Source organism: Micromonospora parathelypteridis (assembly GCF_014201145.1).
Lineage (GTDB): Bacteria > Actinomycetota > Actinomycetes > Mycobacteriales > Micromonosporaceae > Micromonospora > Micromonospora parathelypteridis.
In genome coordinates, this window is sequence record NZ_JACHDP010000001.1 from 2,872,495 (window position 1) to 2,894,185 (window position 21,691).

Below are 21,691 nucleotides of genomic sequence, written 5' to 3' on the forward strand. Positions count from 1 at the left end.
TCGGGAGCCCTCCTCAGCCGCAGCCGCAACCAGCCAACGCGGCGGCGATCCGGTCCAGAGCGGGCTGGGCCGTTTCCTTCCCGCCCGGCACCTGGTCGGTGAGCACCGCGAAGGTGAGCAGTCGACCATCAGCGGTAGTGACCAGGCCCGCGATGGCGTGCACGGCGGTCAGTGTGCCGGTCTTGGCCCGGACGCTGCCTGCACCGGCAGCGGTGCCGGGCGCGTTGCGGTAACGCTCGTCCAGGGTCCCGGACCAGGCGCCCACCGGCAGGCCACCGAAGACGCCGGCCAACTCCGGATGGTCCGGGCTGGCCGCCAGTCGGATCAGGTCGGTCAGCAACGACGGGCTGATCCGGTTGCGGCGGGACAGCCCGCTGCCGTCGGAGAGCGTGATCTCGTCGGCGGGCAGGCCCAGCTCGGCCACCTCGGCGTCCATCGCGGCGGCGCCCCCGTCGAACGAGGCCGGCTGGTTGCGGGCCAGCGCGACCTGACGGGCCAGCGCCTCGGCCACCAGGTTGTCACTCTCGCTGATCATGATGTCGACCAGCCGGATCATCGGCGGAGACTGCACCACACCCAGTTCGGTGCCCGGTGCCGGGGTGCCACCGGCTGCCGCCGGCGCTGGAGCGGTGCCACGCTTCACCGCGCTGGCCGGCACGCCGAGCAGCCGGGCGAACGCCTTACCGGCCGCCAGGTCCGGCTCGCTGAACCGGGCGGCGGCCCCGTGCTCGACGCCCGGGTCCCTGCGCGCGCCATCGGTCATCAACGCGGTCACCGCGCCGCCAGACCCACCGGTGGGGATGTCGGAGTCCCAGCCCGGACCGTAGACCGGGCCGGAGTAGACCGAGCCGTCGATGGTGACACTGGTCGGGGTGGTGCCGCCGAGCGCGGTACGCACCTGGGCGGCCAGATCGTCGAGACGTGCCGCTCCCGGGTAGTAGCCCTTCTTGTCGATCGCGATGGTGGGATCACCGCCACCGATGATCACTACCTCGCCGGCCTTCGCGCCGGCCACGGCGCGAGTCGGGATCCGGTAGCCGGGTCCACGGGCCGCCAGCACGGTCACCGCGGTCGCCAACTTGGTCACCGAGGCGGGCACGGTGCCGTCGTCAGCGCCCTTGTCGAACAACGTCTGGCCGGTGATGACATCGGCTACCGAGACGTTCACCCGGTCGCCCAGGGCGGAGACCCCGACCAGCGGGTCAAGCGCGGCACGAACCCCGTCCGGGGTGGGCACCGGGGCGTTCGGGTCCGGGCCGGGCAGCACGTCCGACGGGTCGGGCTCCGGGGTCACGCCGACGGCACTCGGGGCGGAACCGTTGTCGTCGCCCAGCCATCCGGCGACCGGACCGGGCCGGGTGACGACGACTCCGACGCCGGCGAGCACCAGCAGCAGGACGACGGCCAACACCACCGGCAGCCGCCGCCGGCGACGCGGTGTGACGGGCTCGGGCGCCGGCGCGGCACCGGCGGGTGCGGGCAGCGCGGAGATCGGCGGACCCAGCGGCGGGACGCCGTTCAGGTTGGGGGCGGTCGGCCCGTGACCGGACGACGGGCTGGTCGGGACCGGGCTGACCGGAACCGCGGCGCTCCCGCGCGGCGGGCCGCCCCGGGCCGGGCTGGTCGGGGCGGAGTTGACCGGAACCGCGGCGTTCCCGCGCGGCGGGCCGCTCGCCGGCCGATCACCGGCGACCGCCGGGAAGCGGGCGTTGTTCGAGCCGGGCGGGGCCGACCCGGCCGGCGGGCGCCAGGGCAGCGGTGAAGGCCTCTCGGGCACCGTCTCCGGCGCCGGCGTCGCTGGCTCGGGAGCCCGTGGAAGGTGGGCCTCGGGCACCGGCACCCGACCCCTGGCGCCACCGGAGCCAGATCGTCCGGTACCGTGCGCGGAGCCCCCGTCCGGGCGGTAGTGTGAATCTTCCCTCCCCACGACCCCCTCCTCCCCCAGCGAAAATCGGCTTGGGTGACACTACTTCGGTCCGAAGACTATGCGGCGGCCGGAGTCGGCGGGTGGGCATTCACCTGTCCGGAGGGGCCGCCAGTGGTTCCGTTAGCCAGCGTGGGCAGACGAGGGAGCGTGCACATGGATTTCGACGTGACGGTTGAGATCCCCAAGGGTCACCGGAACAAGTACGAGGTGGACCACAAGACCGGCCGGATCCGGCTGGATCGCACCCTCTTCACCTCCACCCAGTACCCGGCCGACTACGGGTTCATCGAGGGCACCCTGGGCGAGGACGGCGACCCGCTGGACGCGCTGGTGCTGGTCCCCGAGCCGACCTTCCCGGGCTGCCTGATCCGCTGCCGCACCATCGGCATGTTCCGGATGACCGACGAGAAGGGCGGGGACGACAAGGTCCTCTGCGTGCCCTACGAGGACCCGCGCCAGGAGCACCTGCGCGACATCCACCACCTGGGCGAGTTCGACCGGCTCGAGATCCAGCACTTCTTCGAGGTGTACAAGGACCTGGAGCCCGGCAAGTCGGTGGAGGGCGCCACCTGGGTCGGCCGCACCGAGGCCGAGGCCGAGATCCACGCCTCCTACCAGCGGGCCCGCGACGCCGAGGCGCGCGGCGAATCCGCCCACTGACAACCGCTGACGCACCGGGCCCGGGGGCCGCTCAACCGAGCAGCCCCCGGGCCCGGTCGTACAGGTCGAGCACCGCGCAGGCGATCGGCACCACGGCGACCACCAGGGCCGTGTCGGTGAGGTCCGCGACCCTGCCGAGGTACGGCGAGACCGGCCGGCGGGCGTACCCGGTGCCGCTGGCCGCGGCCACCAGGGCCAGCGCCGCACCACCCAGGACCAGCGCCAGTCGCCCCGCGTCGTCGGCCCGGCCGACCAGCACCGCGCCCAGCACCGCGTAGCCGGCCAGCCCGGCGAGCACCGTCGGCACCCGGTGCCGCAGCGCCACGAACAGCCGCGACCGCAGCAGCAGCACCGCCGAGGTGACCGCGACCAGCACCCGACCGGCCGTTCCACCAGCAAGACCGAGTACGACCGCCGAGGCCACCACCAGCAGGGCGTGCCCGATCAACATCCCGGTGAGCATCTCCTCGGTGCGGGTCACCGCGGCGTGTACCCGGCTTCGGTCCGGCAGATCCCGGGCCCGCTCCGGCTCTTCCGCGGAGGTCGAGGCCGGCAGGGTGATGGGCGGCAAGGGCAACTTGCCCAGCCGGATGGCCAGCAGCGGGATCACGCCGACCGCGAAGACCAGTGCGCTGAGCAGCACCGCGGCCGTGCCGGCCGACGTCAGCAGCAGCCCACCGAGCGCGGCCCCGGCGCTGATCAGGCCGACCGTGACACCGGCCACGAAGACCCGCAGCCGGCTGGCCACCCCGAGCAGGCCGATCAGCGCCACCAGCAGCAGCGCCACCGAGCCGGCCAGCAGCTCGGGCGCACCCACCCAGCGGGCCGGCCCGACCGGCCCGACCGGGTCGCCGGAGCCGACCGCGAGGGCGCCGGCCATGAACGCGTACGGCAGCGCGTAACCGCCGAGCGTCGCCCCGGCGGCGCCGTCGCCGTTGGCGCGGGACGCCACCGTGCCGGCCACGGTGAGCATCAGCGCCACCACAGCGGCCGCCAGCCAGCCGGCCCGGTGCGTCGGGCCGCCGGCGAGCAGGGCGAGCAGCCCGACGAAGAGCGGCACGGCGGCGCCGGCCAGACCGGCGGCACGGGTGGCGGTTGGTGACCAGGCGCCGCCACGGCGACGGGCGCCGTCGGCGATCGCCTCGACCACGTCGTCGTACTCCAGCTCGGGCCAGTGGGCGCGGGCCGGCACGAGATGCAGCACCTCACCGTCGCGGACGCCCTGCGGCAGCAGCGCCTGAGCGGTCACCAGCAGCGCGCCGTCGGTGCGACGGAGAACCCAACCGCCGTGCTTCTCGCCGTCGTCGGCCAGCCCGACACCGGCGTGCCGGAGCACGTCGGGCAGCAGCTCGGCCAGGGGCACCTGCTCCGGCAGGGCGACGTCCACCCGTCGTTGCGGCGCGCTGATGGTGACGCGGGCCAGCCCGGTTGTCATCGACTGATCTCCATATCGAAGGGGATCGGAGGCTGCGCGGACGACAGGACTTTACCTACCATGAGCCAGGCTCGGGTTACCCAGCGCTGTCAGGAGGCCGAGTGTCCACCGTCGTCATCAAGCGCCCGCCACGTCGACCGGCGCCGGAGATCCCCGCGGGCGAGCTGCCGGTCGAGGCCCCGCCGGAGATCCCCGTGGTGACCGGCGGGCGGTGGCAGCAGATGCTCATGCTGCTGCCCATGCTCGGCGGCACGGTGGCGATGGCGATGATGTTCGGCCGGGGCGGCGGCGCCTACTCGTACGTGGTGGGCGGAATGTTCGGGCTCTCGTCGTTGGCGATGCTGGTGACGTCCTGGGGCAGCGCCTCCGGCACCCCGAAGAAGTCCGAGATGATGGCCGCCCGCCGGGAGTACCTGCGCCACCTGGCCACGCTGCGGCGGAGGGTTCGACGGACCGCTGGACAGCAGCGGGCCGGGCTCTACTACCGGCACCCGGACCCAGGCGGGCTCTGGTCGACCGTGGACAGCCACCGGGTCTGGGAGCGGCGCCCCGCCGACCCCGATTTCGCGGTGGTGCGGGTCGCCGTCGGGCCACAGACCCTGGCCACCCCGCTCGTTCCACCGGTCACCCGACCGTTGGAGGAGTTGGAGCCGATGACGGCCGGGGCGCTGCGCCGCTTCCTGGACGCGTACTCCGTGGTGCCGGACCTGCCGGTGGCGCTGTCGCTGCGCAGCTTCGCCCGCGTGCACGTGCGGCCGGCCGGCCGGACCGGGAGCGGCGCCCCGGCCACCGCCGGACCACCCACCGGCGACCCGGCGGCGCAGGCGCTGGCCCGGGCGGTGCTGACCCAACTGGCGGTCTTCCACGCCCCCGACGAGCTGCTCGTCGCGGTCTGCGCCGGCCCGGAACGCCGGACCTGCTGGGAGTGGGTGAAATGGCTCCCGCACGCCCACCACCCCGGCCGCACCGACGCGCTCGGACCGGTACGCCTGGTGACCAGCTCCGCCGCCGAGCTGGAACGCCTGCTGGCCGACGTACTCGCCAGCCGGTCCCGGTTCAGCCCGGCCGGCCCGGCCACCGACGGCCCGCACGTGGTGGTGGTCCTCGACGGCGGCGACCTGACCGGTGCCAGTGACCTGACCGGTGACGGCGGTATCGACGCGGTCACCGTGCTGGACCTGGACACCCCGGCGCCACGGCTGCTCGACCGGTACGCGCTGCTGCTCGAGTTGCACGGGCGGCGGCTGCACTCATGGTCGTCCGACGGGCACGCCGAGGTGGGCACCGCCGACCAGCTCGACCTCGCCGACGCCGAGGCGATCGCCCGACGGTTGGCGCCGCTGCGCCTCGCTGGCGCGTCCCGCGGACCCGATGCCCCACTCCAGGCCGACCTGGGCCTTCCCGAGCTACTGGGTCTCGGCGACCCGGAGAGCTTCACGGCCGAGCAGGGCTGGCTCCCGCGCTCGGCGCGCGACCGGCTGCGGGTGCCGATCGGGGTGGGCGCGGACGGCGGTGCCATCGAGTTGGACCTCAAGGAGTCCGCCCAGGACGGGATGGGTCCGCACGGCCTGCTCATCGGGGCGACCGGTTCCGGCAAGTCCGAGCTGCTTCGCACGCTGGTGCTGGGGCTGGCCGTGACGCACAGCTCCGAGCAGCTCAACTTCGTGCTCGTCGACTTCAAGGGTGGCGCCACCTTCGCCTCGTTCGACCGGCTGCCGCACACCGCAGCCGTGATCACCAACCTGGCCGACGCGTTGCCCCTGGTCGACCGGATGGTCGACGCGATCAACGGGGAACTCGTCCGCCGCCAGGAGCTGCTGCGGCGCGCCGGCAACTTCGCCAGCGTGCGCGACTACGAACGGGCCCGGGCGGCCGGCAGCCCACTGGCCCCGCTGCCGTCGCTGCTGCTGATCTGCGACGAATTCTCCGAACTGCTCTCCGCCAAGCCCGACTTCATCGACCTGTTCGTGCAGATCGGCCGGCTGGGCCGGTCGCTCGGCGTGCACCTGCTGCTCGCCAGCCAGCGGCTGGAAGAGGGGCGACTCCGCGGGCTGGACACCCACCTGTCGTACCGGATCGGTCTGCGTACCTTCTCCGCGCTGGAGTCCCGCACCGTGCTCGGGGTGGCGGACGCCCACGAGCTGCCCCGCTCGCCGGGCCACGGCTACCTGCGCGCCGGCACCGACCCGCTGGCCCGGTTCAAGGCCGCGTACGTCTCGGGTGCCGTCCGGCGTCGGGCCGCGACGGCCGGCGTGAGCGCCGAGGGGGGCGCGCGACTGCTCACCTTCACCACCCACGTCGTGCCGGTGCCCGAGCCGACAACCCCGGTCGCGCCCGTCGTCGCGGAGGAGGAGGGCAGAGAGACACTGCTCGACCTGCTGGTGGACCGGCTCGTCGGACAGGGCCCGCCGGCGCACCAGGTCTGGCTCCCGCCGCTCGGTCAGCCGCCGGCCCTGGACGAGCTGCTCGGCCCGGTGGAGGTGGACCCGAAGCGCGGGCTCACCGTGGGCAACCCGGAGCTGCACGGCGCGCTCGGAGTGCCGCTCGCCATCGTGGACAAGCCGTTGGAGCAGCGACGGGACCTGCTCTGGCTGGCGCTGGACGGTGCCGCCGGGCATGTCGCGGTGGTCGGAGCGCCGCAGAGCGGCAAATCCACCGCGCTGCGTACGCTGATCTGCGCGCTGGCGCTCACCCACACCCCGGCCGAGGTGCAGGTCTACTGCCTCGACTTCGGTGGCGGCGGGCTGGCCGCCCTGCGCGACCTCCCGCACGTCGGCGGGGTGACCGGTCGGGCCGACCCGACCGCCGTACGGCGCACCGTCGGCGAGATGGCCACCCTGCTGGCCGATCGGGAACGCCGCTTCGCGGAGCTGGGCGTGGAGTCGATGGCCGCGTACCGGCAGCGACGGAACGCAGCGGCGGCGACCAGCCAGCCGGGCCACGATCCGTTCGGTGACGTGTTCCTGGTGATCGACGGTTGGAGCACGGTCCGCGGCGAGTACGACGACTTGGAGCCACTGGTCACCGACCTGGCCACCCGAGGGCTGTCGTACGGGCTGCACGTGGTCGCCACGGCGCTGCGCTGGCTGGACTTCCGCCCGGCGATCCGGGACCTGTTCGGTTCACGGTTGGAGTTGCGCCTCGGCGACCCGTCCGACTCGCTGGTGGCCCGTCGTGCGGCCGCGAACGTGCCGGAGCGCTCCGGCCGAGGGGTGACCGCGGAGGGCCTGCACTTCCTCACCGCGCTGCCCCAGCTCGCTGCCGCCAGCGGGGACACCGCCGACCTGGTCAAACGAGCCGCCGAGGGGTGGGCGGGCCATCCGGCGCCCCGGGTCCGGCTGCTCCCGCCGGTGCTGCCGTACGCCGACCTGGACCTCGCCGCGACGACCGGGCTGCGGTTGCCGATCGGGATCGCGGAGGCGGACCTGCGCCCGGTGCTGCTCGACTTCGCCAGCGAGCCGCATTTCGTGGTCTTCGGGGACTCGGAGTGCGGCAAGTCGTCGTTCCTGCGCGCGCTGGCCACGTCGATCATCACCCGGTTCACCCCCGAGCAGGCCCGGGTGATCCTGGTCGACTACCGGCGCAGCCTGCTCGGCGCCATCGAGACGCCACACCTGATCGGGTACGGCACCGCGGCAGCGCACACCGCCGACCTGGTCGAGTCGGCCGCCGGTTATCTGGAGCGGCGGGCACCCGGGCCGGAGGTCACCCCGCAACAGTTGCGGGAGCGGTCCTGGTGGACCGGGCCGGAGCTGTTCGTACTGGTGGACGACTACGACCTGGTGGCGGCCGGGCCGGCGAACCCGTTGCGCGCGTTGGAGGAGCACCTGCCGCACGCCCGGGACGTCGGGTTGCACCTGGTGCTGGCCCGCCGGTCCGGTGGCGCGGGCCGCGCTCAGTACGAGCCGATCGTGCAGCGACTGCGGGAGTTGTCCACCGCCGGTCTGGTGATGGCGGGCAGCCCGGACGAGGGCGCACTCGTCGGGCCGGTGCGGCCCGGGCCGCTGCCGCCGGGACGTGGTCGGCTGGTCACGCGACGCGAGGGCGTACGCCTCGTCCAGCTCGCACAACTGCCGCCACAATGACCTGACTCGCCGGTTCTTCCCGTGACGGGTGGGGAAACCGGTAATCTCCGATCGTCATGGTTCCGTCGGGATGAATGGCTGGGGATGTGACAGGGGTGCGGCACAGCGGTCCGTCAGCGGACCGACGGGCTACCGTCCGGGCGCTGCTCGGTGTGGCCGCGGCGCTCGCCGTCGTGGCGCCGACCGCGGCGGCCGTGCCCGTCGTCGCGCCCACCCATGGCGGGCAGCTCGCTGGCGCGCCGATGGCGTTTGCCCCCGGCGACACTGTCGCCCGCACCGACCAGGTCCGTGACGAGCAGTGGCAGCTCGACGAGTTGCAGGCCGAGACGGCGTGGCGCAGCTCGACCGGCCGGGGCGTGACCGTCGCGGTGGTCGACTCCGGAGTGGACGGCACCCATCCTGACCTGGTCGGTCAGGTGCTGCCCGGTCAGGATCTGGTCGGCCCCGACGGGGGTGCGGGCCCGGATCCGGTGGGGCACGGCACCACGGTCGCCGGTCTGATCGCCGGGCGCAGCGACGACAAGCGGGGCGCGGTCGGCCTCGCGCCGGACGCCCGGATCCTGCCGGTGCGGGTGCTCGACGAGGACAACCGCTACGACGACGCGCTGATCGTCGCCCAGGGGGTCCGCTGGGCGGTCGACCACGGCGCCCGCGTGATCAACCTGTCGCTGGGCGGCAGCGGCGACAGCCCGGCCCTGGCCGCGGCCCTGGACTACGCGTTCGTCCGGGACGTGGTCGTGGTCGCCTGCACCGGCAACCTGGCCACCTCCACCAGCACCAAGGTGTGGTACCCGGCCCGTGAACCGGGCGTGATCGCGGTCGCCGGTCTCGAACGCAGCAGCGACAACCTGTGGTCCGGGTCGATCACCGGCCGGGCGACGGTGCTCACCGCCCCCGCCACCGGGCTGGTCGGCGCCAAACCTCCGGACGGGTACTGGCGGGTGCAGGGCACCAGCTTCGCCGCGCCGCTGGTGGCGGCCACCGCCGCGCTGGTCCGGTCCCGCTATCCACAGATGCCCGCGGGTGAGGTGGTCAACCGGTTGCTGGCCACCGCCCGGGATCTCGGCCCGACCGGGCGGGACGACCGCTTCGGGTACGGGATGGTCGACCCGGTGGCCGCGCTGACCGCTCAGGTGCCGCCAGTGGCCGCCAACCCGCTGGACGATCAGACGTCGCCGGGCGTGACCGGCTTCGGCCCGGCTCCCGGCTCGGCGGATGACGAGCCGGTGGCCGGTGCCGGCAGCGATCCGCTCGGTCTCGCCGCGCCTCGTCGACAGACCCAGTGGACGGCGCGGGCGGCGGGCGGCGAGGACACCTCGGCACCGGAGCAGCTGTGGACCGGGGTCGTGCTGCTCGCCGCCTTGGCCGGCGGCGCCGCCCTGTTGGTGCGCCGGCTCCGACAGCGGACCCCTTGATCGCGGCCCACGGGCAGGCCTGACCAGTCGCCTCGTCGGGTAGAACCGACCCATGAGTACGCATCGGCCGCCCACCCTCGCCCCCTCCAGCCAGCCGTCGTGGCGGCGCCGCCGACTCGACCCGGACCATTCGCTGGGTCTGCGGCTGACCCTTGCCGCGACGGCGGCGTTCCTGGTGCTGGTGCCTTTCGCGCTGCTCGCGCTGCTGGTGCTCGGCGCCTGGGCACCGCTGCACCGGCTGGACACGGCGGTCACCCACACGCTGCACGACTACGCGGTCGACCACCCGGCCTGGGTCGTGCTGATGCGGATCTGGAGTGACGTGTTCGCGCCGATGCCACTGCGGGCCGTCGCCCTGCTCCTGGTGATCTGGCTGCTGCGCCGGGGAGCCCGCCGGCTGGCCCTCTGGGCGACCACCACCATGGTCGTCGGTGGTCTGATCGGTCCGCTGCTCAAGTTGCTCGTCGGCCGGGACCGGCCGGAGCTGTTGGACCCGGTGGCGCGGGCCGCCGGCTTCTCGTTCCCCTCCGGGCACGCGCTGAACGCCACCCTGGCCGCCGGGGTGCTGCTGCTGGTGCTCCTGCCCTACGTCGGGCGGGGGGTGGCGCGGGTCGCGCTCTGGGTCGCCGCGCTACTGCTCACCGTGGTGACCGGGCTGAGCAGGGTGGCGCTCGGTGTGCACTTCACCAGCGACGTGCTGGGCGGCTGGCTGCTCGGTGTGGCGGTGGTCGCGGCGACCACCGCCGCGTTCACCAGTTGGCGCGCACACGCCGGCCTGCGGCCGGTCCAGCCCGCCCGCGACGGCGTCTCTCCGGAAGTCGAGCGGCACCCCGAGGACGCCTGAGGCGTGACGTCGAGGCCGGCCGGGTACTGGCCCACCCATGTCCGACACCGTGCTCTTGATCGTCCGGCGGGTGCTGCTGCCGGTGTCCCTCCTGCTGGGCGTCATGGTGCTGCTCGGGGTGCTGATCACCCGGGTGCTCGCCCGGACCTGGCCGTTCACCGTCGAGGACGCGGTCAACCGGGAACTCGCCGGCGACCGTACCGACGGCTGGAACAGCGTCTCGCTGGTGTTCAGCACGCTGGCCAGCACCCAGATGATCGTCGTGGTCACCGTGCTGGTGGCGCTGGCGCTGCGACTCTGGCTGAAGCGCTGGCGGGAGCCGCTGTTCCTGTGCGCGGCGGTGACCGCCCAGGCGCTGGTGTTCCTGCTGACCACGCTGGCGATCGACCGGCACCGGCCGGCGGTGGAGCACATGGACGTGTCGCCACCCACGTCGAGCTTCCCGTCCGGGCACACCTCGGCGGCAGTGGCGCTCTACGTCGGTGTTGCCGTGCTGATGGCGCTACGGGTACGGAGCACCGGGGCGAAGGTCGCCTGGTGGACGCTGCTGCTGACGGTGCCGCTGGGTGTGGCGGTGACCCGGATGTATCGGGGGATGCACCACCCGAGCGACGTGCTGGCGTCGTTCGTCAACGGCGGCACCTGCGTCGCGATCATGGCCCGCGCCGTGCTGGACCGAGGGCTGCGGTGGGGGCGGGCGAAGCAGCCGACCAGGCGGCCCGTGGTGGCGGCCCGGAGCTGACCGCGAGCGGCGCTCAGGTGCACTCGCCGGTGGCGACCTGCCGGTTGCGTTCGGCACCGGCCAACGCCACCGGGCGGGCCTCGGCCGCGGTCACCGCGAAACCGGTGTTCGGGTCGTCGGCCGCCGCCGCGAAGATCACGCCGAGCACCAGGCCGTTGGCGGAGAGCAGCGGCCCGCCGGAGTTGCCGCTACGGACCAGCGCTCGGATCGTGTAGATCTCCCGGGTGACGTCGCCGGCGGAGTAGATGTCCGGTCCTTTGATCCGGTCGACGTCGCGGATCCGCGCCGACTGCGCGTTGTAGGGGCCGTCGAGCGGGAAGCCGAGCACGATGGCGTCGGAGCCGCTGCCCGCGTTGCCGGCGGCGAACCGCAGGGACGGACCGGGTAGCCCGGGCACGAGCAGCACGGCCAGGTCCCGGTCCGGATCGTAGACAACGACCTTGCCGTCGTACCGTTCGCCGCCCAACTCCACGGCGACCGACCGGGTGCCGGCGACGACGTGCGCGTTGGTCATCACCCGGTCATCGGCGTACACGAAGCCGGAACCCTCGATCCGGCGCGAGCAACTGGGTGCGGAACCGAGGACCTTGACCACCGACCGCTGGCCGCTCACCACGACCTGTGAGCCGGCCAACGCCGGGTCCGGTGGCTCGACCTGCCGGGCCCGGGTGGGTGCGAGACCACCGAAGACGTCCGGGAACCCGTCGGTGTCGACGGTGTCTTCCAGTGCGGTGGACAACTGGTGAGCCTTCTCCGGCAGAACCCGGTTGACCACCGTGATCAGCGCGCTGTTGCGTACCGAGGCGGCGAGCCAGGGGACCGAGGACGAACCGAGCGGTACGGCCACCAGCCAGGCGAGCAGCAGCACCGCGAAGAGCGAGACGAACGCCCCGCCGACGTCGTCGATCCGTTTGCCCACGTCGCTGGTGATCGTCTTGCGCAGGTGTGAGCCGAGCCAGCCGGCGAGCGCCTGCCCGATCACGGCCAGCCCGAAGATCGCCACCAGCGAGATCAGCACCCGGGTGCCGGCGTCCACGAACTGCCGGGCGAACAGCGGCCCGAGCTGGAGGCCCAGCAACAGCCCCAGGAAGAAGCCGGTCAGCGACGTGATGCCGATGACGAAGCCCTGGCGGTATCCGCTGATCGCGAACACGAGCATGAGCAACAGGAGGGCGAGATCCACGACGGACACGGGTCAAGCGTACGGGCAGCGCGCCCCCCAGATGACCATCGCTTGCGGAAGGTGACCGCGGGGTCAGCGCAATGCGGTCTCGTCGACGTCGTCGGTGCCGGCCGACGGTGCCGGGGTCATCCCGGATGGTGGCAGCTCGACCACCCGGTCGTGCCGCCACGGGCCGGCCCAGCCGCCCATCTCCAGCAGAGTGGCCAGCACCCCGGCGGTGAAGCCCCAGACGAGCATCCCGCGCGCCGAGAACGCCGGCCCGATCCAGCCGCTGGGGTGGCGGACCCGCAGCCGGTTGGCCGGGTCGACCAGTTCACTGATGGGCAGCCGGGCGACGTGTGCCACCTCGGCCGGCTCCCGGGGGTGCACCGGGTGCGGGTCGTGCCACCAGGCCAGCACCGGCGTGACCACGAAGTCGCTGACCGGGATCCACAGTTTCGGCAGCTCGGCGAGCACGGTCACGCTGGCCGGGTCGAGGCCGACCTCCTCGTTCGCCTCGCGCAGGGCGGTGGCGCGTACGTCGGCGTCCTCCGGGTCGGCCGCGCCCCCGGGGAAGGCTGGCTGGCCGGCGTGGTTGCGCAGGGTGGCGGCGCGTTGCAGGACCAGCACGTCGGGGCCGACGCTGGGTTGCTCGCCGAGCAGCACCAGCACGGCGCTCTCCCGGCCCCCCTCGGCCGGGGTGGTCAGCCTCGTGAAGTCCTCGGCTCGGGCGGTGCCCAGCCGGGTCAACAAGGGCTCGATCCACTCGGGCGGTCGACGGGTCACGCCGACACCACCAGGCCGAGGTGCTGGCGGACCAGCTTGGCGAGTTGGGCGTCGTCGAGCGCGCCGGTGGCGTCGATGTGCCGGATCCGGCCCTGCGCGTCGACGAAGAGGGTCAACGGGATGGCGTTGCGCTTCAGCTCGCGTTGCAACGCCTCGCCCTGGTCGACCAGGATCGGGAACCGTACGCCGAAGTCCTCACCGATGGACTGGGCGCCGCCGCGGCTGTCCCGGCTGTTGACCCCGATCACCTGGAGCTGACCGGCGGACCGCGCGCTGAGGCGTTGGAAGGCGGGCAACTCCTTGCGGCACGGCGGGCACCAGGAGGCCCAGACGTTGATCACGGCGGGACCGGCCACGTCCCGCAGAGCGACGGGGGTTCCGCCGGTGAAGCAGGCCAGGGTCAGCTCCGGCAGCAGCTCGCCGGCTTTGGGCGTCGCCGTTGCGGAACCGGGCGATGCCGCGGTGCCCGCACCCGGCGAGGCGGCCGTGGGTGCCGTGCTCAGGCCGGCGCAGTCCCGGAACGGCGAGGGACGCTCGGCGGCAGCCGGCCGGGGGGCGGGGTCGTCGACCGTGCCGCTGGTGCAGCCGGCGACGGTCAGCAGCAGCGGCAGGACCAGGAGGGCGAGGCGCCGGTTCACGGCACCTCCGCCGCGATCGCCTGCGCGGGCACCAACTCCGGGTCGACTCCGGCCGCCACCGCGAGATCGCGTGCCCGGGGGCCCTTGAGCAGCTTGGCGGCAGCGGCGGGCTCGGTCGGGCCGGTGCCGTACGAGGGGCAGAGCTTCGCGAGCGTGCAGGCGCCACAGGCCGGTTTGCGGGCGTGACAGACCCGTCGCCCGTGGAAGATGATCCGGTGCGACAGCATGGTCCAGTCGCGCTTGTCGTACAACGCGCCGATCGCGTGCTCGATCTTGACCGGGTCGGTTTCGGTGGTCAGCCCCCACCGGTGGACCAGCCGCTGGAAGTGCGTGTCGACGGTGATGCCCGGGACGTCGAAGGCGTTGCCGAGGATCACGTTGGCGGTCTTGCGGCCGATGCCGGGCAGCGTCACCAGATCGGCGAGCCGGCCGGGGACGTTGCCGTCGTACCGGTCGAGAAGAGCCTGACCGAGCTTGAGCAGCGAGTCGGTCTTGTTGCGAAAGAAGCCGGTGGGCCGGATCAGCTCCTCCATCTCGCCGCGGTCGGCCCCGGCGTACGCGGCGGCGCTGGGGTAGCGGGCGAAGAGCTTCGGCGTGACCTCGTTGACCTTCTTGTCCGTGCACTGCGCGGAAAGGATGGTGGCGACGGCCAACTCCAGGGCATTGGAGTGGTCCAGCTCACAATGCGCGTCGGGGTGCGTCTCAGCCAGCACCCGACCGATCTTGCGGGCACGACGTTTGCGCCCGAGGTCGGTCTCGCTGGCACCGGGAGGGCTACTGGTCACGACGGTCAGCCTACGTCGCGCCCCGGACGTTCCCGGTCGGGTCAACCACCGGTCGGCGACGAGATCTTGCCCTGCCCGTCGAGCCGGGCGCCGCTCGACGGGAAGTCGCTGCGGCTCAACTCGGTAACCAGACCCAGGCCCCGGTTGTTCCGGTCCATGGTCGGCTTGCCGGCGTCGTTCATGTACGTCGAGGTGAAGGAGCCGCCGGCCCAGGCGCCGTCCGGCTTGAGCGACACCTTCAGCACCCCGCCCCAACCGAGGCGGCCGTCGTTGTTCAGCGAGTTGCCGCCGCCGGCGAAGTTGCCCAGGCTGTACGCGATGAGCCGGCCCTTGTAGAACTCCATGCCGCGCAGCACGTGCGGCCCGTGCCCGACGATCAGATCCGCGCCGGCGTCGATCATGGCGTGCGAGAACTTTACCGGGTCGCCCCGGTTTTCGCCGAGGAACATCTCCGTGCCCGGCTTGACCCGGGTCTGGGCGGCACCCTCGCCACCCATGTGCACCTGCACCACGACCACGTCGGCCATGGTGGCGGCCTTGGCGACCACCGTCTTCGCCTTGTCGATGTCGACCAGGCTGTTGGACCAGACGTACGACGAGAACCCGGCCACCGCGACCTTGACGCCCTTGACGTCGACCACGGTGATCTGGTCCGGCGCGCCGGTGTGCTCCAGGTCGTACTTCTCCAGCGCCTTCTGGGTGTTCTCGTAGCCCTTCGGCCCGTAGTCGTAGCCGTGGTTGTTGGCCTGGTTGAGCACGTCGAAGCCGGCGTCGCGCAGGTGTGCGGCGTACTCCGGTGGAGCCCGGAACTGGAAGCAGCGGGTGGAGTTGGCCCCGCACTTGCCGGTGCCGGTGTCCACGGTCAGCGGCTCCTCCAGGTTGCCCATCACCAGGTCGGCCTTGAGCGCCTCGGTGACCGCCGCGAAGAAGCCCTTACCGCCGGCGGCGGGCAGCCGGCTCGGCGCGTTGCCCATGATGATGTCGCCGGTGGCGGAGAGCGAGATCGCGCCGCCCTCCTCGGAGGCCGCCGGCCCGGTTGCCTTCGGGCCGGCCGTGGCCACCGGCGCGCCGGTGCCACCGCCGCCGGCGCCTGGCTGCCAGACGGGAGCGTCGCCACCGGAGTCGGCGCAGCCGGCGACGAGCAGGGTGGCCAGCAGCGCGGCGAGGCCGAGGGCCACGCGGCGACGCGGGCGGGACGCGAGGGAGGCGGGAGAATACATCGCTCGCGACCCTACCGGGCCGTTAACGCGCCGACGACAGCCGATCGGTTGGAAGTTCAGCCGCCGAGCTGCTCTGACCAGGGCACGACCGCCCGGGCGCCCCCGGCGAGCACCGCGGCGTGCACCGCTCGGGCGAGCGGGGCGCCCCAGGTGGAGCGAGGCCCGCCGTACGCGGCCTCCGGCCCGCCGACCGGGCAGAGCACGGTGACCGCGTCGGTCGGGGTGCCGGTCCCGGGCAACCCCAACTCGGTGATCGCCTGGGTCTTCGCCTCGGTCGCCGTGGCCACGGCGTTGACAAGTGCCGAGTCGGCGAGCCGAGCCGGGACGTACACCACGATGTTGACCGTGCCGACGCGCTGGGCGAGCGTGGCCGGAGCGTGCGCGGCCGCGAGCACGGGGGTGCCGAGCCCGACCGTCGCCCAGGCCCGCACGCCGGTGTCGGTCCGCGCCACCACCTCGCTCACATCGACGCCGGTCAGCAGGCCGATCCCGGGCCCGTCGAGGGCGAGGTCGGCGGCGAGCGCCCCCAGGTGCGCGGCGGGGTCATCCCGGTCGTACGACATGGGTACGGTCGCGTTCAGCACCCAGCGCCGGGCCCCGATACCACCGCCCAGCGGGCCGCTGCTGACCGCCCGCAGGGGCACGTCCGCGCGCCAGACGAGCAGCGGAATGTGCCGCCCATCCTCGGCGCGGCTGGTCAGAATCGGCTCCCTCAGCACGTCGGGCAGGTTACGCCCACCGATCAAGATTCCAGGGGCGACCTCTGATTCATGCTCACGTGCGCCTAGACTTGGCGGCGCGCGAGGGGATCAGCGGACGGCGGACCCGGCCGACGGACGGCACGCGTAAGCGGAGGTGCGCGATGGACGAGGTACTGGCCCGCAGCGGGATCTTCCAGGGTGTTGACCCGGAAGCTGCCGAGGCGCTTGCCAAGGAGATGGAGACGATCGAGGTCCGCAAGGGCGAGATCGTTTTCAATGAGGGCGAGCCCGGTGACAGTCTCTATATCCTGCTGTCCGGGAAGATCAAGGTTGGTCGCCGCGCCGCGGACGGCCGACAGAACCTGATCGCGGTGATGGGGCCGTCGGACATGGTTGGTGAGCTGTCGCTCTTCGACCCTGGCCCGCGTACGGCGACCGCCACCGCGGTGACCGACACCCGGCTCGTACGTCTGCGCAAGCAGGCGCTGCGGCCATGGCTGGCCAACCGCCCGGAGATCGCCGAGCAGTTGCTCCGGGTGCTCGCCCGACGGCTGCGCCGGACCAACGACTCGCTCGCCGACCTGATCTTCACGGACGTGCCGGGCCGGGTCGCCAAGAACCTGCTCCAGATGGCCGGCCGGTTCGGCACCCGCGACGGCGGCGTCCTGCGGGTGACCCACGACCTCACCCAGGAGGAGATCGCCCAGCTCGTCGGCGCCTCCCGGGAGACGGTCAACAAGGCGCTGGCCGACTTCGCCTCGCGCGGCTGGCTGCGGCTGGACGGCAAGAGCATCATCATCCTGGACCCGGAGCGCCTCGCTCGTCGCGCCCGCGTCTGATCAGCACGTCCCGTCCCCGCCTTCCGTCTTCGACGGTGGGCGGGGACGTTTCGTCTGCCCCGAGCAGAATCGCTGGTCTCTGACCGGCGCGGGCAACGAGGGTGGGGCCATGCCGAACAGCGTTGCCGTGCTCTCCGACATCCATGGCGTGTTGCCCGCTCTGGAGGCCGTGCTGGCCGAACCGGACGTCGCCGCCGCCGACCTGATCGTCCTGACCGGCGACATCGCGGCCGGTCCGCAGCCGGTCGAGGTGCTGGACGTGCTCGCCGGCCTGGGCGACCGGGTGTGCTGGGTCGGCGGTAACGCCGACCGCGAGCTGGTCGAGGCGCGGGCCGGCCGGCCCGCGTCGATCGAGGTGTCCAACTGGGCCGCCGGGCAGCTCCGCGACGACCAGTTGGCCCGTCTCGCCGCGCTGCCGGCGACGGTGACGCTGGAGGTCGGCGACCTCGGCCCGACGCTCTTCTGCCACGCGACCCCCCGCGACGACGAGGAGATGGTGCTCGTCGACTCCCGGATGGAGCGCTGGACGGAGGTGTTCGCCGGTCTTCCGGCCGAGGTCTCGACGGTGGTCTGCGGGCACACCCACATGCCCTTCACCCGGCTCGTCGATCGACGTCTGGTGGTCAACCCCGGCAGCATCGGCATGCCCTACGGCGGTGCCGGCGCGTGGTGGGCACTGCTGGGGCCAGGCGTCCAGCTGCGGCGCACGCACTTCGACGTGGACGCGGCGTGCGCCCGGGTGGCCGCCGAGTCGACCTTCCCCGACGCCGCCGCCTGGGCCGACGAGTACCTGCGCTCCCAACACAGCGACGCCGCCGCGTTGGCGGTCTTCGGCCCCCGCGACGGCCGCTGAGCGAGCAGTCGGGTGCTTTGGGGGCGGGACGGTAACGCGCTCTCCGCCCTTCTGGCCCCCGCCGCAGCCGCGGCAGCTGGGGACATGGGATTGGGTGCCTTTGGAGCTGAATCGTTTGCGACATCAGCGGACGAGGTCAGCGGGAAAGGCCAGAGTTCGGCTGGCTGCGGCCCGCCAGACCCGCCCGCCGGACCAGCCCGCCCGCCGGATTGGCCCGCCGGATCTGCCGATGACTCGTTTGTGACATCAGCTCCAAAGCGAGTCAGCACACCCGCACCCACCCCTGAGACGCGCCGCCGCGCGCCGTTCCGCACCACCCCGCGCTGCCGCACTGCCCGCCCGTGCGACGCCAGCCTTAGAAAAAGTCAGTCTTGACTGTTTGTTTCGTAGGCCGCAGGCTGTTCCCGTGTCCGCCGCATCGACGCGTGTCCCTCAGCAGGAGCGCAGCCGCGCCACCCAGGCCCGTCTGCTGGAGGCGACTGTCGACTGCCTGATCGAGCACGGCTGGTCCGGCACCACGACCACCGTCGTCGCTGCACGGGCCGGTGTCTCGCGCGGGGCCCAGCTGCATCACTACCCGACGAAGGCCGCCCTGGTCACCGCCGCCGTGGCCCATCTGGCCGAGCGGCGGGCCGCCGAGCTGCGCACCGAGGCCGAGGCGATGCCCGCTGGCCCGCAGCGACTGGACCGGGTGATCGACCTGCTCGGTGTGGCGTTCACCGGGCCGCTGTTCGTGGCCGCTCTCGAGCTCTGGGTCGCCGCCCGCACCGATCGGGAGCTGCGGGACGCCCTGGTACCGCTGGAGGCGACGGTCGGCCGGGAGATGCACCGCCTCACCGTCGCGCTACTCGGCGTCGATGAGCGCCGGCCCGGAGTCCGCGAGGCGGTGCAGGCGACCCTCGACCTGCTCCGCGGGCTCGGGGTGGCCAACCTGCTCAACGACGACTCGGCCCGCCGCACTGCTCTGCTGACCACCTGGAAGCGCCAACTCGCCACCCTGCTCACGCCCTGACCGCCGGCCGCGCAGGCCTTCACCGACCGGAGGCACCATGGTCGACCTCACCGACCTGCTCGCGGATCTGGCCGCCGAGTCCACCCAGCTGGACCTCCTGGTGGCGCCGCTGCCGGCGGCCGATTGGTCACGACCGACCCTCGCTCCGGGCTGGAGCATCGGACACCAGATCGCCCACCTCGCCTGGACCGACCAGGTGGCGCTGCTGGCCGCGACCGATCCCGCGGCGTTCTACGCGACGGTCACTGCCGCACCCGACCCGACCCGGATGGTCGACGCCGGTGCCGAGGAGTTCCTCGCCCCGCCGGCGGAGCTGCTCCCCCGTTGGCGCGCCGGCCGGGCGGCACTCACCGACGCACTGGCCGCCGTTCCGGCCGGCGAGAAGCTGCCCTGGTACGGCACCCGGATGTCCGCCACCTCGATGGCGACCGCCCGGATCATGGAGACCTGGGCACACGGTGAGGACGTGGCCGACACACTCGGCGTCGTCCGTCCCGCCACCGACCGGCTCCGGCACGTCGCGCACCTCGGTGTGCGTACCCTCGGGCACGGCTTCGCCGCGCACGGCCGGGTGGCACCGACGGCGCCGGTCCGGGTCGACCTGGTCGGGCCCGGCGGTGACACGTGGAGCTGGGGTCCGGCGGACGCCGCCGACCGACTGAGCGGCCCGGCTCGGGACTTCTGCCTGCTGGTCACCCAGCGCCGACACCGCGCGGACCTCGCCCTGGTCGCTGTCGGTCCGGTCGCCGACGAGTGGCTCGACGTGGCGCAGGCGTTCGCCGGCCCGCCCGGGGTCGGCCGCGAGCCGACCGCCGCCCCGGCCGACGCGGGCGGAGGACGAGCATGATCCGGATCGGAAACGCCTCCGGCTTCTACGGCGACCGGTTCACCGCCTGGCGGGAGATGCTCGACGGCGGCGAGTTGGATGTGCTGACCGGTGACTACCTGGCCGAGTTGACCATGCTGATCCTCGCGCGGGATCGGCTGCGCGACCCCGACCTGGGCTACGCGAAGACGTTCCTGCGTCAACTGGAGACGTGCCTCGGCACCGCCCTCGACCGAGGGGTGCGGATCGTGACGAACGCCGGCGGGTTGAACCCGGCCGGCCTGGCCGCCGCCATCGGCGCGCTCGCCGGCCGTCTGGGCCTGCCGGCCCAGGTCGGGTACGTCGAGGGCGACATGATCCAGCGGCCGGACGCGTTGAGCGCGAACGCCTACCTTGGCGCGTTCGGGATCGCGGCCTGCCTCGACGGCGGTGCGGACGTGGTGGTCACCGGCCGGGTCACCGACGCGTCGCTGGTGGTCGGCCCGGCCATCGCCCGGTACGGGTGGGGCCGCGACGACCTCGACGAGCTGGCCGGGGCGACCGTCGCGGGTCACCTCATCGAGTGCGGCGCACAGGTCACCGGTGGCAACTTCAGCTTCTTCACCGAACTGCCTGACGGCGGGCATCGGCCCGGTTTCCCGATCGCCGAGGTGCACGCCGATGGCACAGCGGTGCTCACCAAGCATGTGGGCACCGGCGGCGCGGTCACCGTGGAGACGGTCACCGCCCAACTGCTCTACGAGATCGGTGGGCCCGCGTACCTGGGACCGGACGTGGTCACCCGACTGGACACGGTGACGTTGCGGGCCGACGGGCCGGACCGGGTCCAGGTCTCCGGTGTCCGGGGTACGCCACCGCCGGCCACGCTCAAGGTGGGCGTCAACAACCTCGGTGGCTTCCGCAACTCGATGACGTTCGTCCTCTGCGGCCTCGACATCCAGGCGAAGGCCGCTCTGGTCCGAGGGCAGGTCGAGGAGGCGGTGGGCAAGGACGGGCTGGAGTTCGTGCTGGCCCGGACCGACCACCCCGATGCCGCCGACACCGAGGCTGCCAGTGCGCTGCTCCACGTCCACCTGCGCGACGGCGACAAGGCGCGAGCCGGACGGGCCTTCTCGGCGGCAGCGGTGGAGTTGGCGCTGGCGTCGTACCCGGGCTGCACGCTGACCACCCTGCCCGGCGACGCGACCCCGTACGGCGTCTTCACCGCCGACACGGTGCCGCAGGACGCGGTGGCGCACGTCGCGGTGCTGCCCGGCGGCGAGCGGGTGCCGATCGCCCCGCCGCTCCGCACCGCCCCCGCCGCAGCCGCCGCCGCCGCAGCCGCCGAGACAGCTTCGGGCGGCGAGGCGGCCGTCGACGGTCCGACCCGACGCGGACCGCTCGGCGAGTTGGTCGGCGCGCGCTCGGGGGACAAGGGTGGGGACGCGAACCTCGGCGTCTGGGCGCGGACCGAAGCCGGGGACGCGTGGCTGCGCGCCTGGTTGACCGTCGAGCGGCTGGCCGAGCTGTTGCCGGAGACCGCGCCGCTGTCGGTGCGGCGCTACGAGCTGCCGAACCTGCGCGCGATCAACTTCGTGATCGAGGGCCTGCTCGGGGCGGGGGTGGCCGCGTCGACCCGGTTCGATCCGCAGGCCAAGGCGCTCGGCGAGCTGCTGCGCGCCCGGATCGTCGACCTACCGGCCGACGTGCCGCCGGGGTTGGTGCCGTGAGCGCGAGGAGTGAGCCGGTCCTGCGAGCCCCGCAGTCGCGAACAACGGTGAC

The 21,691-nt window shown here is 73.2% G+C and carries 18 protein-coding genes; 10 read left to right on the plus strand and 8 right to left on the minus strand.

Translation table 11 applies throughout. From position 1 onward, the window contains the following. Nucleotides 1-13: 13 nt before the first annotated feature. On the minus strand, nucleotides 14-1,483 hold the full coding sequence (gene dacB, locus HNR20_RS12810) for a D-alanyl-D-alanine carboxypeptidase/D-alanyl-D-alanine endopeptidase (protein WP_221310489.1): 1,470 nt from the start codon (nucleotides 1,481-1,483) through the stop codon (nucleotides 14-16). Nucleotides 1,484-2,080: 597 nt separating this feature from the next. Here dacB and HNR20_RS12815 point away from each other — a divergent pair. After that, entirely contained in the window at nucleotides 2,081-2,587 is a 507-nt protein-coding gene (locus HNR20_RS12815; protein ID WP_109816465.1) for an inorganic diphosphatase, read from the plus strand. 31 nt (nucleotides 2,588-2,618) lie between these two features. Here HNR20_RS12815 and eccD read toward each other — a convergent pair whose 3' ends face one another. Further along, on the minus strand, nucleotides 2,619-4,022 hold the full coding sequence (eccD, locus tag HNR20_RS12820; protein ID WP_184179360.1) for a type VII secretion integral membrane protein EccD: 1,404 nt from the start codon (nucleotides 4,020-4,022) through the stop codon (nucleotides 2,619-2,621). A gap of 101 nt (nucleotides 4,023-4,123) precedes the next feature. On the opposite strand from eccD, the gene eccCa reads away from it, so the two are divergent. The 4 genes from eccCa to HNR20_RS12840 all read left to right on the plus strand — a co-directional run bounded on the left by eccCa (nucleotide 4,124) and on the right by HNR20_RS12840 (nucleotide 11,108). After that, complete coding sequence (eccCa, locus tag HNR20_RS12825; protein ID WP_184179362.1) at nucleotides 4,124-8,107, plus strand: type VII secretion protein EccCa; 3,984 nt, start codon at nucleotides 4,124-4,126, stop codon at nucleotides 8,105-8,107. Between the two features lie 74 nt (nucleotides 8,108-8,181). Continuing rightward, complete coding sequence (mycP, locus tag HNR20_RS12830) at nucleotides 8,182-9,522, plus strand: type VII secretion-associated serine protease mycosin (protein WP_184179364.1); 1,341 nt, start codon at nucleotides 8,182-8,184, stop codon at nucleotides 9,520-9,522. A gap of 52 nt (nucleotides 9,523-9,574) precedes the next feature. After that, on the plus strand, nucleotides 9,575-10,366 hold the full coding sequence (locus HNR20_RS12835) for a phosphatase PAP2 family protein (RefSeq protein ID WP_184179366.1): 792 nt from the start codon (nucleotides 9,575-9,577) through the stop codon (nucleotides 10,364-10,366). Between the two features lie 37 nt (nucleotides 10,367-10,403). Then, nucleotides 10,404-11,108 carry a phosphatase PAP2 family protein gene (locus HNR20_RS12840; protein ID WP_184179368.1) on the plus strand — a complete coding sequence of 235 codons (705 nt, stop codon included), beginning with the start codon at nucleotides 10,404-10,406 and terminating at the stop codon, nucleotides 11,106-11,108. Nucleotides 11,109-11,121: 13 nt separating this feature from the next. On the opposite strand, the gene HNR20_RS12845 is transcribed toward HNR20_RS12840, so the two are convergent. From HNR20_RS12845 to HNR20_RS12870, 6 genes are all read right to left on the minus strand, one after another. Next, on the minus strand, nucleotides 11,122-12,300 hold the full coding sequence (locus HNR20_RS12845; protein WP_184179370.1) for a MarP family serine protease: 1,179 nt from the start codon (nucleotides 12,298-12,300) through the stop codon (nucleotides 11,122-11,124). Nucleotides 12,301-12,363: 63 nt separating this feature from the next. Beyond that, a complete protein-coding gene (locus tag HNR20_RS12850; protein WP_184179373.1) occupies nucleotides 12,364-13,056 on the minus strand; it encodes an NUDIX hydrolase in 693 nt (230 codons plus the stop codon). Further along, nucleotides 13,053-13,694, minus strand: a complete 642-nt coding sequence (locus HNR20_RS12855; RefSeq protein WP_184179375.1) for a TlpA family protein disulfide reductase — start codon at nucleotides 13,692-13,694, stop codon at nucleotides 13,053-13,055. Before HNR20_RS12855 ends, HNR20_RS12850 begins: the two co-directional genes overlap by 4 nt. Continuing rightward, complete coding sequence (gene nth / locus HNR20_RS12860) at nucleotides 13,691-14,479, minus strand: endonuclease III (RefSeq protein ID WP_308425425.1); 789 nt, start codon at nucleotides 14,477-14,479, stop codon at nucleotides 13,691-13,693. Before nth ends, HNR20_RS12855 begins: the two co-directional genes overlap by 4 nt. Nucleotides 14,480-14,520: 41 nt before the next feature. Then, entirely contained in the window at nucleotides 14,521-15,699 is a 1,179-nt protein-coding gene (locus HNR20_RS12865) for a CapA family protein (RefSeq protein WP_184179379.1), read from the minus strand. 56 nt (nucleotides 15,700-15,755) lie between these two features. Next, the gene (locus tag HNR20_RS12870) at nucleotides 15,756-16,418 is read right to left on the minus strand and encodes an adenosylcobinamide amidohydrolase (RefSeq protein WP_184179381.1); all 663 of its coding nucleotides are present in this window, start codon (nucleotides 16,416-16,418) and stop codon (nucleotides 15,756-15,758) included. 143 nt (nucleotides 16,419-16,561) lie between these two features. Between HNR20_RS12870 and HNR20_RS12875 the strand changes: the two genes are divergently transcribed. The 5 genes from HNR20_RS12875 to HNR20_RS12895 all read left to right on the plus strand — a co-directional run bounded on the left by HNR20_RS12875 (nucleotide 16,562) and on the right by HNR20_RS12895 (nucleotide 21,639). After that, nucleotides 16,562-17,239, plus strand: coding sequence for a Crp/Fnr family transcriptional regulator (locus tag HNR20_RS12875; protein ID WP_110563686.1), 678 nt, complete (start codon nucleotides 16,562-16,564; stop codon nucleotides 17,237-17,239). Nucleotides 17,240-17,348: 109 nt separating this feature from the next. Next, nucleotides 17,349-18,092 carry a metallophosphoesterase family protein gene (locus HNR20_RS12880; protein WP_184179383.1) on the plus strand — a complete coding sequence of 248 codons (744 nt, stop codon included), beginning with the start codon at nucleotides 17,349-17,351 and terminating at the stop codon, nucleotides 18,090-18,092. A 406-nt stretch (nucleotides 18,093-18,498) separates the two neighbouring features. After that, entirely contained in the window at nucleotides 18,499-19,104 is a 606-nt protein-coding gene (locus HNR20_RS12885) for a TetR/AcrR family transcriptional regulator (protein WP_184179385.1), read from the plus strand. Nucleotides 19,105-19,141: 37 nt separating this feature from the next. Then, complete coding sequence (locus HNR20_RS12890) at nucleotides 19,142-19,951, plus strand: TIGR03084 family metal-binding protein (RefSeq protein WP_184179387.1); 810 nt, start codon at nucleotides 19,142-19,144, stop codon at nucleotides 19,949-19,951. Beyond that, entirely contained in the window at nucleotides 19,948-21,639 is a 1,692-nt protein-coding gene (locus HNR20_RS12895) for an acyclic terpene utilization AtuA family protein (RefSeq protein WP_184179389.1), read from the plus strand. The genes HNR20_RS12890 and HNR20_RS12895 overlap by 4 nt, the downstream gene beginning before the upstream one ends. Nucleotides 21,640-21,691 lie beyond the last annotated feature (52 nt).